Source organism: Gemmatimonadaceae bacterium, from assembly GCA_020851035.1.
Lineage (GTDB): Bacteria > Gemmatimonadota > Gemmatimonadetes > Gemmatimonadales > Gemmatimonadaceae > JACMLX01.
On sequence record JADZDM010000005.1, the window covers coordinates 205,553 to 218,986 of the forward strand.

Annotated in this window: 15 protein-coding genes; 3 read left to right on the forward strand and 12 right to left on the reverse strand. The window is 68.9% G+C overall.

Annotation, left to right across the window (positions count from 1 at the left end; genetic code table 11):
- Positions 1-8: 8 nt before the first annotated feature.
- From IT355_04655 to IT355_04685, 7 genes are all read right to left on the reverse strand, one after another.
- Complete coding sequence (locus IT355_04655; protein MCC7052533.1) at positions 9-941, reverse strand: ABC transporter permease; 933 nt, start codon at positions 939-941, stop codon at positions 9-11.
- The gene (locus IT355_04660) at positions 938-2,011 is read right to left on the reverse strand and encodes an ABC transporter permease (protein ID MCC7052534.1); all 1,074 of its coding nucleotides are present in this window, start codon (positions 2,009-2,011) and stop codon (positions 938-940) included. The genes IT355_04655 and IT355_04660 overlap by 4 nt, the downstream gene beginning before the upstream one ends.
- Positions 2,011-3,462, reverse strand: a complete 1,452-nt coding sequence (locus IT355_04665) for an ABC transporter ATP-binding protein (protein ID MCC7052535.1) — start codon at positions 3,460-3,462, stop codon at positions 2,011-2,013. Before IT355_04665 ends, IT355_04660 begins: the two co-directional genes overlap by 1 nt.
- A complete protein-coding gene (locus IT355_04670) occupies positions 3,459-4,253 on the reverse strand; it encodes a Nif3-like dinuclear metal center hexameric protein (protein MCC7052536.1) in 795 nt (264 codons plus the stop codon). Before IT355_04670 ends, IT355_04665 begins: the two co-directional genes overlap by 4 nt.
- Complete coding sequence (locus IT355_04675; protein MCC7052537.1) at positions 4,250-5,296, reverse strand: BMP family protein; 1,047 nt, start codon at positions 5,294-5,296, stop codon at positions 4,250-4,252. The genes IT355_04670 and IT355_04675 overlap by 4 nt, the downstream gene beginning before the upstream one ends.
- Before the next feature lie 91 nt (positions 5,297-5,387).
- Positions 5,388-6,317, reverse strand: a complete 930-nt coding sequence (locus IT355_04680; protein MCC7052538.1) for a ParB/RepB/Spo0J family partition protein — start codon at positions 6,315-6,317, stop codon at positions 5,388-5,390.
- Between the two features lie 60 nt (positions 6,318-6,377).
- Positions 6,378-7,193, reverse strand: coding sequence for a ParA family protein (locus IT355_04685; protein ID MCC7052539.1), 816 nt, complete (start codon positions 7,191-7,193; stop codon positions 6,378-6,380).
- A 390-nt stretch (positions 7,194-7,583) separates the two neighbouring features.
- On the opposite strand from IT355_04685, the gene IT355_04690 reads away from it, so the two are divergent.
- Complete coding sequence (locus IT355_04690; protein MCC7052540.1) at positions 7,584-7,868, forward strand: hypothetical protein; 285 nt, start codon at positions 7,584-7,586, stop codon at positions 7,866-7,868.
- Positions 7,869-7,926: 58 nt separating this feature from the next.
- On the opposite strand, the gene IT355_04695 is transcribed toward IT355_04690, so the two are convergent.
- The 3 genes from IT355_04695 to IT355_04705 form a co-directional block, all read right to left on the reverse strand.
- The gene (locus IT355_04695) at positions 7,927-8,226 is read right to left on the reverse strand and encodes a hypothetical protein (GenBank protein MCC7052541.1); all 300 of its coding nucleotides are present in this window, start codon (positions 8,224-8,226) and stop codon (positions 7,927-7,929) included.
- A gap of 36 nt (positions 8,227-8,262) precedes the next feature.
- Complete coding sequence (locus tag IT355_04700; GenBank protein ID MCC7052542.1) at positions 8,263-9,198, reverse strand: dienelactone hydrolase family protein; 936 nt, start codon at positions 9,196-9,198, stop codon at positions 8,263-8,265.
- An 86-nt stretch (positions 9,199-9,284) separates the two neighbouring features.
- Positions 9,285-10,334: a hypothetical protein gene (locus tag IT355_04705; GenBank protein ID MCC7052543.1), complete on the reverse strand. Its 1,050-nt coding sequence runs from the start codon at positions 10,332-10,334 to the stop codon at positions 9,285-9,287.
- Positions 10,335-10,503: 169 nt separating this feature from the next.
- Here IT355_04705 and IT355_04710 point away from each other — a divergent pair, with 169 nt between their 5' ends.
- Together IT355_04710 and IT355_04715 are read left to right on the forward strand one after the other, a co-directional pair.
- Positions 10,504-10,863, forward strand: a complete 360-nt coding sequence (locus IT355_04710; protein MCC7052544.1) for a hypothetical protein — start codon at positions 10,504-10,506, stop codon at positions 10,861-10,863.
- On the forward strand, positions 10,860-11,684 hold the full coding sequence (locus IT355_04715) for a DUF481 domain-containing protein (protein MCC7052545.1): 825 nt from the start codon (positions 10,860-10,862) through the stop codon (positions 11,682-11,684). Before IT355_04710 ends, IT355_04715 begins: the two co-directional genes overlap by 4 nt.
- A gap of 64 nt (positions 11,685-11,748) precedes the next feature.
- Here the strand turns inward: IT355_04715 and IT355_04720 are convergent, their stop codons facing one another.
- Positions 11,749-12,216 carry a MarR family transcriptional regulator gene (locus IT355_04720; GenBank protein ID MCC7052546.1) on the reverse strand — a complete coding sequence of 156 codons (468 nt, stop codon included), beginning with the start codon at positions 12,214-12,216 and terminating at the stop codon, positions 11,749-11,751.
- Positions 12,217-12,420: 204 nt separating this feature from the next.
- Positions 12,421-13,398, reverse strand: a complete 978-nt coding sequence (gene murB, locus IT355_04725; protein MCC7052547.1) for a UDP-N-acetylmuramate dehydrogenase — start codon at positions 13,396-13,398, stop codon at positions 12,421-12,423.
- Positions 13,399-13,434: the final 36 nt, after the last annotated feature.

Below are 13,434 nucleotides of genomic sequence, written 5' to 3' on the forward strand. Positions count from 1 at the left end.
ACGCACCGTCAGTCGCGGCCGGATCGGCCCGACATGCGGACGCCGAGCGCTGCCGGCGCGCGATACCGACCCGACGCGAACGCGAGCGCCAGCAGTGTGAGCACGTAGGGCATCGCGAGGAAGATCTGGTAGGGAACGTCCAGCTCCAGTGACTGAAACAGGAACTGGAGTGCGCTGGCCATCCCGAAGAGCAGGGCCGCGAGTGCCGCTCCGAGTGGATTCCAGCGGCCAAGTGCCACGATCGCGATCGCCACGAAGCCGCGCCCGGCCGACATCCCCTCGGCAAACGTCCCGACCTGCGCCAGCACGAGCGTGCCGCCGGCCAGTCCGCCGCACAGTCCGCCGAAGAGCGTGCCGACCAGCTGCATGCGCCGTGGTGACACGCCGGCCGCTCGCGCGGCCGCGGGGTTCTCGCCAACCGCGCGCAGCGAGAGGCCGTGCTGCGTGCGGTAGAGCCACCACCAGACGCCCGGCACGAGCAGGGCGGCGATGTAGCTCGGCAAGGGCTGCGTGAAGAGCACGCGACCGAGCAGGGGAATCCGGCTCAGCACGGGGATGGCGATCGGCGCGAGGGTCGGGCTCGACAGGGACGCGCCGCCGTCGCCGTACACCACGCGATACAACGTCCCGGTGAGCCCGAGCCCGAACATGGTGATGGCGGTGCCGGTGATGATCTGGTCAGCGGCGAGGCCGATGGCCACCGCGACGAAGATCACGGCCACGGCGATGCCGGCGAGACCGGCCGCGGCGAGCCCGCTCGCCGGGCCGATGGCGGCCGCAGCCACGAGGCCTGCCAGGCAGCCGGCGATGATCGTGCCCTCGAGTCCGACGTTGATCACGCCGCTGCGCTCTGCGACGGTCTCGCCGAGGGCGGCGAGGAGCAGTGGTGTGGCGCTGCGGATCGACGCGTCCAGGAAGTCCGCGACCGGTGTGCCCGTCATGGCGTGGACTCGGCGGTCGGGGGCGCCCCCCGATTCCACGTTCGCATGAGAGGCACCCGCGACGCAATCCATTCCGACGCCAGCAGCATCAGGATCACGCACGCTTCCACCACCGCCACCACGCCGGCCGGCACCTGCGCGTCACGCTGCATGGCACTCGCCCCGGCCTCGAGTGCACCGAACACCACCGCCGCGCCGATCGCCGAGACGGGATTGAGTCGGGCCAGCAGGGCCACCGCGATCGCCGTGTACCCATATCCCGGCGAGAGGTTCTCGTAGAGCGCGAAGGTCACCCCGGTGACCTCCACCGCGCCGCCCAACCCCGCGATCGCACCGCTCGCCACGAACGCCAGCATCGTCACGCGACGCACGTCGACCAGGCCAGCACTGGCGGCCGCACTCGGGTTGGCGCCCGTCACGCGCAGGCGGAAGCCGGCGGCGGTCCTGCGCAGGAACCACCCGAGCCCGAGCGCTGCCAGGAGTGCCAGCACCGCCCCTGCATGCAGGCGCGTCCCGGGCACCACGCGCGGCAGTCGCACGGCAACGTCCAGCAGTGCGGATTGCGGGAAGGTGTGCGTGGGCTCCTGCAATGCGCCGCGAACGAGCAGGCCGGTCACGTTCAGCGCCACCACGTTGAGCATGATGGTGCTGATCACCTCCAGCACGCCGAAGCGCAGCCGCAGGATCGCCGGCACCGTGGCCCATGCACCGCCGGCGACCACGCCGGCACCGAGCGCGACGACCGCACCACCGCCGCCCAGTGTGTCACCCAGCGCAAGGCCGACCGCCGTCGCCGCCGCCGCGCCCATGAGCAGCTGGCCCTCGGCGCCGATGTTGAGGATGCCCGCACGAAACGCCACCGTCACCGCGAGCCCGGCGAACAACAGCGGCGTCGCGCGCACGAGCGTGCCCGAGGTGATCACCATCCACGAGCCGAACGCGCCACGCCACAGCGCAGCGAGTGCGTCAGCGACCGGGTAGCCGGTCACCGTGAGGAGCGCGGTGAGCACCGCCAGCGACAGCACGGCGGCTGCCGCGAGCTCGGCGATCGGGCGCGCGATGCGTTGCATCAGCGTCCGGCCGACAGCATCGCACGCCCGATCGCCTCGCGGTCCAGTCCTACCGCCTGCAACCGCCCCGCTGCGACCACGACGATCCGGTCGGCGAGTGCCAGCACTTCGTCGAGGTCACTCGAGTACACGACCACGGCCGTGCCGTCATTGCGGGCGCGGCGGAGGGCGGTGTGCACGTCGGCCGTCGCCCGGATGTCGAGCCCGCGGGAGGGATTCTCGACCACGATGGCGTCGGATCCGGCGTCCAGCTCGCGGCCGAGCACGAGCTTCTGCTGGTTGCCGCCCGAGAGCGACGACATCCGCGTGTCGGGTCCCGCCGCACGCACGTCGCGCGCGGCCATCATTCGCGCCGTCCGCGCGCGTTCTGTCGCCCATGCCACCAGCCCGCGCCGTGCTCCGGCGCCCTGCAAGACCACGTTCTCGGTGAGCGTCGCGTCCAGCACCACGGCGTCCCGGTGTCGATCCTCCGGGACGAAGCCAACGCTCGGGGGTGTGCTCACGGTGCCGTGCGTGGCGCCAAGGCGACCGGACATCACGCGAAGCAGCTCGCGCTGGCCGGCGCCCTCCACGGCGGCGATGCCGAGGATCTCGCCGGCATGGACCTCGACCGATGCATCGGCCAGGCGTGTGACGCCCTGTTCATCGAGGGCCGTCACGTTCCGCAGTGTGATGACCGGGCGGGCGCCGGCGGACGGGATCGCGTCCGCCGGCCCGGCTGGCGCATCGGTGAAGGTGCTGCCGATCATGGCCCGCGCCAGGTCGGCCTCGGTGACCTGCGACACCGGCGCCGTGAACACACTCGCGCCGCGCCGCAGCACGGTGACACGGTGTGCGACGCTCAGCACCTCGCGCAGCTTGTGCGCGATGAGAATGACCGTGCCGCCGGCATCGGCGAAACGCCTCGCCCAGGCAAGCAGTTCGCCCGCCTCCCGTGGCGAGAGCACGGCGGTTGGCTCATCGAGAATCAGGATCCGGGAGTGCTGCGACAGCGCCTTGATGATCTCGACGCGCTGCCGTGCGCCGACCGGCAGCGTACCGACGAGGGCATGTGGATCGAGCGGCAAGCCGGATTCTGCCGAGATGTCGCGGATCCGCCGTGCGGTGTCCTGCAGGTCGAGCCGTCCCTGACGGCCGAGCGCGACGTTCTCGGCGACCGTCATGGCGTCGACGAGGGCGAAGTGCTGCTGGACCATGCCGATGCCGTGCCGCATGGCATCGCGCGGTGAGCGGAGTGCCACGCGCTGGCCATCGACGAGCACCGTGCCGCTGTCGGGCTGCTCGAGGCCGAATGCGACCTTCATGAGGGTGGACTTCCCGGCACCGTTCTCGCCGAGCAGCGCGTGCACCTCGCCTGCGGCGACCGACAGGCTCGCGTCGTCCAGCGCCATGACCGGACCGTAGTGTCGGCTGATGCCTGCCAGCGCCAGGCGCGGCGCGACCTCCGTCACAGACCGCTTGGTGCCGGCAGGAAGGACCAGGGCAGGTTCCACTGCGCGGCCACGCGCGCGGCGAGTGCCTGCACGCCGAGGGTCTCGGTGGCGTAGTGGCCGGCATAGATCACCACCAGCCCCGCCTCCTCCGCATCGACGGCGGTGTGGTGTGGTCCCTCACCGACCACCAGTGTGTCGGCGCCGAGGTTGATCGCCTCACGCAGTGATTCGCTCGATGCTCCGCCGCCGGTGCAGATCGCAACGCGGCGAGTCCGGCGTGCTGCGTCGTGCGGTGTCACCACCGTGTGATGCCCATGCGCGGCGGCGAAGCGCCGGGCCCGGTCGCAGAGCTCGGCCGTCGGCATGTCCGTCTCCGCGACGACGCCGATCGGCACGCCCTTGTAGGGCAGCCAGGTGGCACCCGGCGTGAGGCCGAGTTCGCGCGCGAGCAGGGCATTGTTGCCGATCGCGGTGTGCCGGTCGAGTGGCAGGTGTGCACTGTAGACCGCGATGTCTGCCGTGACCAGCCGGCGGAACTTCCGGTGCAGCGTGCCGCGCACGGGCTGCGCGCCGGCCCAGAAGAGGCCGTGGTGCACGATCAGCAGGTTGGCGCCGGCTTCCGCCGCCAGTTCCACGGTGCGCAGCGAGGCGTCGACCGCGGCGGCGACGCGGGTCACCGGGCCGAGGTGGTCGAACTGCAGCCCGTTCAGCGCGCCGGCGTAGTCCGGTGTCGTCTGCGTCTCGAGCAGGTCGTCGAGCCAGGGTGCGATCACCGATGTCGTGGCCGCCTGCGCTCCGGTCCCCGTCATTTCGCGGTCGCGGCTGCGGGAGGCACCGGTGCGGTGAAGTCGCCGGTGATGAGGCGCTTCGTGACCGAATCCACGGCGGCGAGCGCGGTAGCCGGAATCGTGCTGCGGAGCTGCGGATTGAGCACGAGGCGCACCACGTCGGTCTTCATGCCGAGTGCAATGACACGCGGCTTGAAGGTGCCGGCCTGCAGCTCACGCGCGACGAGCAGGAATGCATGCGGGAGGTCGATCACCACGCTGCCGAGGACGACCTCCGGTGCCACCGCGTTCTGGTCGCTGTTTGCTCCGAATACCCGGACGCCGCGGGCTTCGCGCGCGGCCTGGAAGATGCCGAATCCCGCGGCGTCGGCATTCTGGAAGATCACGTCGGCGCCTCGGCCGATCTGCGCCAGCGCCTGCTCCTTGCCGGCGCTGGCGTCGTCCCAGTTGCCGATGTACGAGGTGATGACCCGGATGGACGGATTGACCGACCTGGCACCCTGCTCGAACGCGTAGAAGCTGCGTTTCACGGGGGGGATCTCCTGGCCGCCGATCGCACCGATGGTCCCCGTCTTCGTGGTGGCGCCGGCGACGATGCCGGCGAGATAGGCACCATCCTCGAAGGCGAACTCCAGTCCGGCGATGTTGGGGCCGGTGAGGGTGCCTGAGGTCGTGACGTATGTCGTGCGCGGGAATTCCGGTGCGATCCGACCGGCGGCGTCCTGGTATTCGAAGCCGTGCCCGATGACGAGTGAATAGCCCTGCTCGCCGTAGAGGCGGAAGTTCTCATCGAACTCTGCAGGCGTCTTGGTCTGGATGTGGCTGATGCGTGCACCGAGTGAATCCCGGATGCGCTGGAGTCCGGCATAGGCGCCACCGTTCCAGGCCTGGTCCGAGATCGGGCCCGGGGTCAGGAGCGCGACGCGGAGCTGTGCGGCGCCCGTTGTCGAGTCCGCCTTGCTGGGCGAATCCGGTGGTGCGCACGCATTGAGAAGGGCCAGCGCACTAAGCGACACCAATGTGGAAAAAGGCGCCCCAAACCCGCGCCTTTTGCTGTAAGTCATTGCCATCAAACGGTTTACGGGTTTGTGTAGAAGTCGCGATTTGTCTACACCGGGGTCCGAATACCGAATCCGGCCGGTGGTGGAGCGGGATTCAGCCTGTCGAATCCGCCCCAAGGATCAGGTCGAGCACGCGGGCAAGGTCGTCGTTCGAGTAGAAGTGGATACGGAGTTCGCCCTTGGTCGACTTGCCTTTCGCGAGGTGAACGCTGACGTCCGTCTGAAGGTGTCTGCGGAGCCGGTCCTCGATGCTCCGAGCTTCAGCCGAGCTCCCGGTCCGGGTTTTCGCGGGTGTGGCTTTTCCGGCCATGCGTGCGGTCGGTGCTCCCTGCACGCGTCGTTCGACGTCTCGGACGGAGAGTCCCTGGGATGCGGCTTCGCGGGCGAGGTCGATCATGGCGCGTTCGTCGCCGAGTCCGAGCAGCGCGCGGGCGTGTCCGAGTGAGATCGCGCCGTCGCCGAGGAGTCGTCGGACCGCGGCGGGGAGCTGGAGGAGTCGGAGGAGGTTGGCGACGGTGGATCGGTCTTTTCCGACCACTTCGCCGACCTGTGTGTGCGAGAGGGCGAACTCGTCGACGAGGCGCTTGTAGCCTTCGGCTTCCTCGAGGGGGTTGAGGTCGCTTCGCTGGAGGTTCTCGATGAGTGCGAGCGTGAGCAGCGTCTTGTCGTCGATGGTCCTGACGACGGCTGGGATCTCGGTCCATCCGAGGGAGGATGCGGCGCGGAATCGGCGTTCGCCGGCGATCAGTTCGTATCCAGTGCCGTGCTGGGACGGGCGCACGGTGATGGGCTGGAGGAGTCCGGAGGCTCGGAGTGACGCTTGCAATTCCGAGAGTTCCTCGAGCTTGAACTCCTTGCGGGGCTGATACGGGTTCGGGCGGATCTCGCTGAGCCGGAGGTTCTGGAGTCCGGCGGCGGGCAGCGTGTCGCTGGTCGCTGCGGCGGCGCCTCGGGGTTCCGGGTTCTTCATGGCGAGAAGCGCTTCGAGTCCGCGTCCCAGGCGGCGTGGCTGTTCAGGGGGCATGATCGGGTCTGGTTGCGTCGGCCGGCCGGGCGCGGTCGTCGGGGATGTGAGCGTGCGCGGTCAGGATTCGGCGCGTTGGCCGGCCGAGCTGGGTGCCGGCGTTGGCGACTTGCGATGGCGTGCGATCAGTTCTTTCGCGACGGCCATGTATGCCTGTGCTCCGACGGAGGCGAGGTCGTAGAGGATGATCGGCTTGCCGAAGCTCGGGGCTTCTGCGAGTCGGACGTTCCGCGGGATGACGGACTCGAAGACTTTCGGGCCGAAGTATTCCCGGGCGTCGGTGGCGACCTGTCTGGAGAGGTTGAGCCGGGCGTCGTACATGGTGAGGAGGACGCCGTCGATTCCCAGACCCGGGTTGACGCTTCGCTGGACGAGGTGGACCGTGTTCAGCAGCTGGGAGAGGCCTTCGAGCGCGTAGTACTCGCATTGCACCGGGATGAGCAGCGCGTCGGCGGCGGCGAGCATGTTCACGGTGATGAGTCCCAGCGAAGGCGGGCAGTCGATCAGCACGTAGTCGTACTCGTCGCGCACGGCGGCGACGGCCTTTCGCATCATCGCCTCGCGCTCGTCGCGATCGACGAGTTCCACTTCGGCGCCGGCGAGGTCCGCAGTGGCGGGAAGGACGTCGAGGGACGGGAACTGCACCCGACGATGACGAGACTCCGCGATCGTCGCTTCGCCGATCAGCACGTCATACGTCGTCTTCACGGCGGCGTCCCGTGCGAGTCCGATGCCGGACGTCGCGTTGCCCTGCGGATCGCCGTCGATCAGCAGGGTGCGCTGTTCCGCGACCGCCAGGCTGGCGGCGAGGTTGACTGCGGTGGTCGTCTTGCCGACCCCGCCCTTCTGGTTCGCGATTGCGATGACTCGTGCCACTGGTCTGTGCGGCGAGGGAGGATGGGAACCCTGCGCCGAATATACTCGCGGCACGGATCCACAACGGGCTTCGGCTGCGTTTCACGTGAAACAAACCGGCCCTGCTGCCGAGGACGCCGTTTCACGTGAAACAGGGCGGGTTCAACCTATGACATTGTGTTAACTCGTTGCCGCACAACGACTTAGCCAACGTTCCGGGGCACGCTCAATCACCGGGGGTTGCCGGCTCGGAGCCACGTCGCAACACCAGAGATCCGGAGCGCGCCCACCCCGAGGACCCGCGCCGCTTCCCCGCTGCGCGTCCGCGCACAACTTCACCCCCAGCGCCATACCGCGTCACCGGACCACGCACCAGATCGCACCACAGCGCACCGCGCCACCACCACCACGATGCCATTGCCACTGCCCTCCAACGGGCCGACCCTCGCCATCCGCCGCGACGCGTTCGAGTCCGCAGGCCTCTCCCGCGAACAACTCGACCGGATCCTCAACCTCACCGACGAGGAGTTCCGCGTCGAAGGCGCGCTGATCGCCATCGGGCCACTCCCCAGCCCCGATGACGTGCCGAACCTCATCGACCTCTTCGAAGACGCAGGCCTGATCTACTTCGACGACTTCATGGAAATCCCCGGCGGACTTCCCGACTGGCTCGAACTCTTCGTCCGACATCGCTGAATCCGCACGCCTTCGATGCCCAGCGACGCAACACGGCGCTCGGCCTCGCCGCCGCCGGTCAGCGACGCGGCACCACCGGTGGATAGGTCGGCCGAGCGCGCGTCGCGGCACGCGGCTGGTCCGAGGGCACACGCCGCAGCCGGTGCACCCCACGCCAGCCGCAGGCCAGGCACCAGCTCGACCTGAAGGACCGCACACACCGCAGCAGCCACCCAGGCGACAACCGCATCGTCTCGGCATCACACTGCGGGCACCGGCTTCCCTCGGGCAGGATCCACAGGAACACCACCGTCGCCGCGATTCCGCGCAGCACGAAGAGGCCGCCGAACACCACCACGAACAACATCGCGTCCGACATCGCTCCGGCCTCCCCGTCAGGCTGTCAGCACCCCGCTCACCGGCCCAGTGCGCGCTGGAAGAAGGCCACCGTCCGCGGCCACGCGGCGCGCGTCGCCGCCAGGTTGGCACCATTCTGCCCATCCTGCTGCCGCAGGAAGCCGTGGCCGGCCCCCGCCAGGATCACCGGCTCGAAGGACTTCTTCAACGCCTTCATCGTCGAATCGGCCCCCGCGATCGTTGCATTCACGCGTGCATCGTTCTCACCGTAGAGCCCCAGCACCGGCGCGCGCACACTCGACAGCCCCGCCAGCGCGGGCGCGCCGCCGTAGTACACCACGCTCGCGCGAAGTCGAGGGTGCGCCTGCACGGCCGTCGCGAAGGACGTCGAGCCTCCCCAGCAGAACCCGACGACGCCGAACTTCTGCTGCGCCGACGGCAGCGCCATCGCATACTCGGCCACCCGCGCGATGTCGCGCTGCACACTGTCCGCCACCAGTGTGCGGATCAGCGCGGACGCCTGTGCCTGCGTGATCGTGTCGCCTGGGGCCAGCGTGTACTTGCCGCTGATCAGGTCCGGTGCGATCGCGATGTATCCCTCCGCCGCGAGCTGGTCCGCCACGCCGCGGATCCAGGTGCTCAGGCCGAAGATCTCGTGCACGACCACCACCACCGGCGCCTTGTCCCGGCGCTCAGGGTAGACGACCCACGCCCGCACCGAATCCGGACTGCCCGGGGCCCGCGCCACCATGACGTACTCGCCGTGACGCGACGACGAGGCGAGTCGCGCGGCGACGGTTGCCGACCCGGCCGGAAGCGATGCGTCGGTGGGCTGGTGTGTGGCGGCGGCGCCGGCGCCGGCGGAAGCCGCGTCGTCGTGCCCCATGTGCTCATCGTGTTCGCGCGCGGTCTGCACGTGCGAGCTGGAACACCCCACGAGCAGCGCGATGGTGGCGAGTGACGCAGGCAGCGTGCGACGGCGGAGCAGGATCATCGTTCGGGTCCGGTGGGGTGGGAATGCGCGGGACGCGGGTGCGGAGCGCGCGGCGCGGCTGCGTGCTGACCAACGGGCATCGCCCGCTACGCGTTCGCGGCTGGCGGATGCACGACTGGCGGGACAGGGGCGCACCGAGTGACGGTCTCGTCCGCCCGGTGATGCGGAAGCACGAACCGGGACAGGAACGCCGGCACACGATCGGCCAGATAGGATCGTGTGCCACCCGAGTCTGCGCCAGTCACGAATCCGACGTGCCCACCGAATGGTGACACTTCGAGCTCGACCAGCGCATTGTGGCGCGCCTCCTCCCGGACGTCGTCGAGCACCTCCGCCGGCAGGAACGGATCGTCGATGGCGCTCAGCAGCAGCAGCGGAATCCGTGCCCCACGGATGAAATGCCGCGCGCTGGAGCGGGTGTAGTAGTCCGCCGCGTCAGCAAAGCCATGTAGCGGACCGGTTATGATGTCATCGAATTCCCAGAGCGTCCTGATGCGCGCGATGCGTTGCGGTGCGGGAAACAGGTCCGGATATCGCGCGGCCTTCTCGAGCGCCTTGCGACGGAGCGAACGCAGGAACCACTGCTCGTAGACCCGCGAGAGGCCGGTGCCGATGCGGCGCGAGCCGCGCGCCAGGTCGAATGGCACCGACACCCCCGCCGCTGCGCGGAGTGTCGGCGGCAGGGGCACCAAGGGGTCGCCGACGAGCTTCGTGAGCACGTTGCCACCCAGCGAGACGCCGCACGCAAGCAGCGGCGCGCCCGGGTGCTCGTGCGCCAGCCTGTGGAGGAACCAGGCCGCATCGCCGGTCTCGCCGGAGTGATAGAAGCGAGGGGCGGTGTTGTTGCGGCCATTGCAACTGCGCCACAGCAGCAGGTCCGCGCCCCAGCCACGGGCCACGGCCTCCCGGAACAGCGCCGGCACGTAGTGCGAACGCCCGGTGCCCTCGAGGCCGTGAAACAGCACCAGCCGTGGTGCATCGGTATGTGAGGCACCCGCCCGGATCACACCGACGTCATCGCCGTCGGGCGTGACCCACGTCTCGCGCGTCGTGACCACCGGTGCCGGCGTCCGCGCGAACCTGCCCCACAGTGTCTGGACGTGCGGGTTCCTGGCGTACCACGGCGGCCGGCGCATCGGAGTGCCTGTGTTCCGTAACTGGACGTCCTACATTGGTGCCGACGTGCCCGGCTCACCGGCCTGCGCCGCGCACGCCCGTCGGGTGCATCCCCTGCATGCCCCGCTCGAGAAGATACCGGTCCCGCGCGACCCACCGCGCCAGCCCACCGTGCAGCCAGCCCGAGCGATGCCCGTCCAGATCTTCGGTACACGGAAGAACGCCGCCACCCGGAAAGCCGAACGCTTCTTCGCCGAGCGGCGGATCCCGGTCCATTTCGTGGACTTGGCGGAACGGGGCGCCTCGAAGGGCGAGCTGCAACGTTTTGCGCAGAAGTTCGGCGTCGATGCGCTCGTGGACCGGAACAGCCGGCGGTTCCTCGACCTCGGACTCGGTGTGGCCAGGTACGGTCCGGACCGCTGGCTCGACATCCTGATGGATGAACCGCTCATCCTCATGCAACCCCTCGTGCGGAACGGCGGCAAGCTCACGGTCGGCGGTGAGTCCGACGCAGAGTGGAAGGCCTGGGTCAGCGCCGGCATCACGTGAGCCACGCGCGCCAGTCCGGGTTTCCCAGCTGGGGCGGCGCAGCGATCCTCGCCCTGTGCGCCGCGCCGGCAGCGCTCGCCCAGACGGCCCCGGAGGCCGTGGCCCCGGCCGAGCGACACGCGAGCCGGTGGGAGCGCACCGTCGAGGTCAACGGCAACTATCTCTACGGCAACACCGAGCAGGCGATCCTCGGTGTCCGGACGGGTGTGCTGCGCAACGACAGCACACTCGCTGTGCGCGTGGACACCCGCTACACCATCGGCGTCCGATCCGGCACCGACGGACAGCGGACCATGGACCGACGGTCGTGGCTGCTGTCGGCCAACGCCGACTACCGGCAGTACGGACGGGAAAGCCCCTTCGTCTTCGCGAGCCTCGAGGAAAGTCTCGAGCTCCGCGTCGACCGGCGTCTCAGCCTGGGCATCGGCGAGAAGGTGAGCTTCATCCGGAACGACACCACCCGATTCGACGCCAGCCTGGGCCTCATCGGTGAACACAGCCGGCTGCCGAAACAGGTCCCAGCGGGCGACTCGACGCGTCCGGTCGTGGTCAGCTCCCTCGCCCGCCTGTCAGGTCGGATCCGCTACCGTCGCGCGCTCACGCACCGGTTCGGTTTTGACCAGGTGGCGTGGTACAAGCCGGAGCTGGCCCATCCGTCACACTGGCTCGGTTCTTCGTCCTCGATCTTCAGTTACGTCATGACGCGTCGGACGGGCCTCACGGTGACGCTCTACAACGAATTCGACAGCCTGGCGAAGAGTCGCGGGGTGCGTTCGAACTCGGCTGGCCAGATCCTCATCGGTGCCTCCTCGAAGTTCTGAGAAGCCCCATCGAGCCAGACACGAGACAGTAACGAAGCTGTAAGCTGGTTCAGGCTCTTTCGTTTCATGTACCGCGACCACCACGCTTCAACGCCTTCGCAAGCGGGCCGAATTCCGCCATTCCCCGCTCGAAGAAGTCGGACTCCACGCGGTCAGCGAGCCTGATTGCCCGATCAGCGAGCGCACCGCCGGCATCGGTCACTTCGATCGACCGGGCTCGTCGGTCTGTCGGGTGTGGCGACCGCTTCACCAGCCCCCGCGCCTCGAGGGTCCGCAAAACCTCTGACGTGGTGACGGGATCGGTCCCCGCCACCGCGGCGATGTCAGCCTGGCGGACCCCGGGATCCCGGGGCGACAGCCACGCAACCGCTGTGAGCAGCCTGAATTGGGCCGGTGTCAACTCCAGAGCTGCCATCGCCGCCCGCAGCACCGACTGCCACGCCGCCGCGACTCGATCCAGCTGCGCTCCCGCCGCAGACGCGGGCGACTCGGCGCGAGCAACGAGATGTGCTGCCGTCGTGTTCGCTGTCATGCCTGCCCTCTCTCAGAACGTCGCGCGACTCGCAGTGGTCGACCTCATCCAATGCTGGAGGTCCGGAGTTCGTGCGTTCACGAACGGAATCATACCGAACCCTGCAACTTCGCCTGGCGGAACGTGTTGCAGCCGTGCGTCTGCGAAAGAAATTAGTTCGTACCTGAACGGAATATTGTTTGTTGACGAACTACTTGTCGACGCTCAGGTGGTTGTGAAGGCACCAATGAACCCGATCTCGGGCTCCAGCCGGTGCCCGAAGCGCGCTTCGACGGCGGACTGGGCGTGTGTGATCAACGCCCGGACGTCAGCCGCCGTGGCGTGCCCGAGGTTCACCATGATGTTGGCGTGCATGTGGGAGATCTGCGCGTCCCCGATCCGGAAGCCCTTCAGGCCGCACTGGTCCACCAGCCGACCGGCGCCGATCCCTTCAAGCTTCTTGAAGATCGACCCCGCGCTCGGGTGGTGCTCGAGCCAGGGGTGCCGGGCGCCGCGCCAGCTCAGGTTCTCCTGCAGGATCCGATGCATGACGTCCGGATCGCCGCGCGTCAGGCGGAACGTCACGTCCAGCACCACATCCCTCGTATGGTGGAACACCGTGTCGTCGTACCCGAACCCGACGTACGCGGCATCGACCGTCGTGCGCGTCCCCGTCGCCGTCCGGATCCGGCACGCCTCGAAGACTTCGGCGATGAACATCGTGCGCTCGCGTTCGGGGGCCGGCGACAGGAAGTGGAGATTCTGCCAGATCGCGCCGCCGACCGTACTCGGGATGCCGACGTAGTGCTCGAGGCCGGACCACCCGCCCGCGACCGCGTCCCGGATCAGGTCCGCCATCACAGTACCGCTCTCGGCCGTACAGTGTCCCTCCGGGTCCCACCGCACGTGGCGGGCCCGGTTGCGGATCACCAGCCCCCGGAATCCGCCGTCACCCACGAGGATGTTGGCGCCCAGTCCCAGGACGAACCAGTCGACGCCGGCCGCCTCGGCGCGGTCGATGGCGTCGGCGAGGTCGTCCCCGGTGTCGGCGTCGTACAGCAGGTCGGCCGGACCCCCGATTCGGAAGGTGGTGTATGGCGCGATCGGCACATCGCGCCGCAGCTGCCCCGCCTGGAGGCCCCTGGCAACGGCATCGAGGGCTTCGGCAGGCACGGGGGCGGTACCACGGCTTTTTTCAGTCATCGTCCGAAACAACTCATCCCCCGCGTTGCGTGCCAG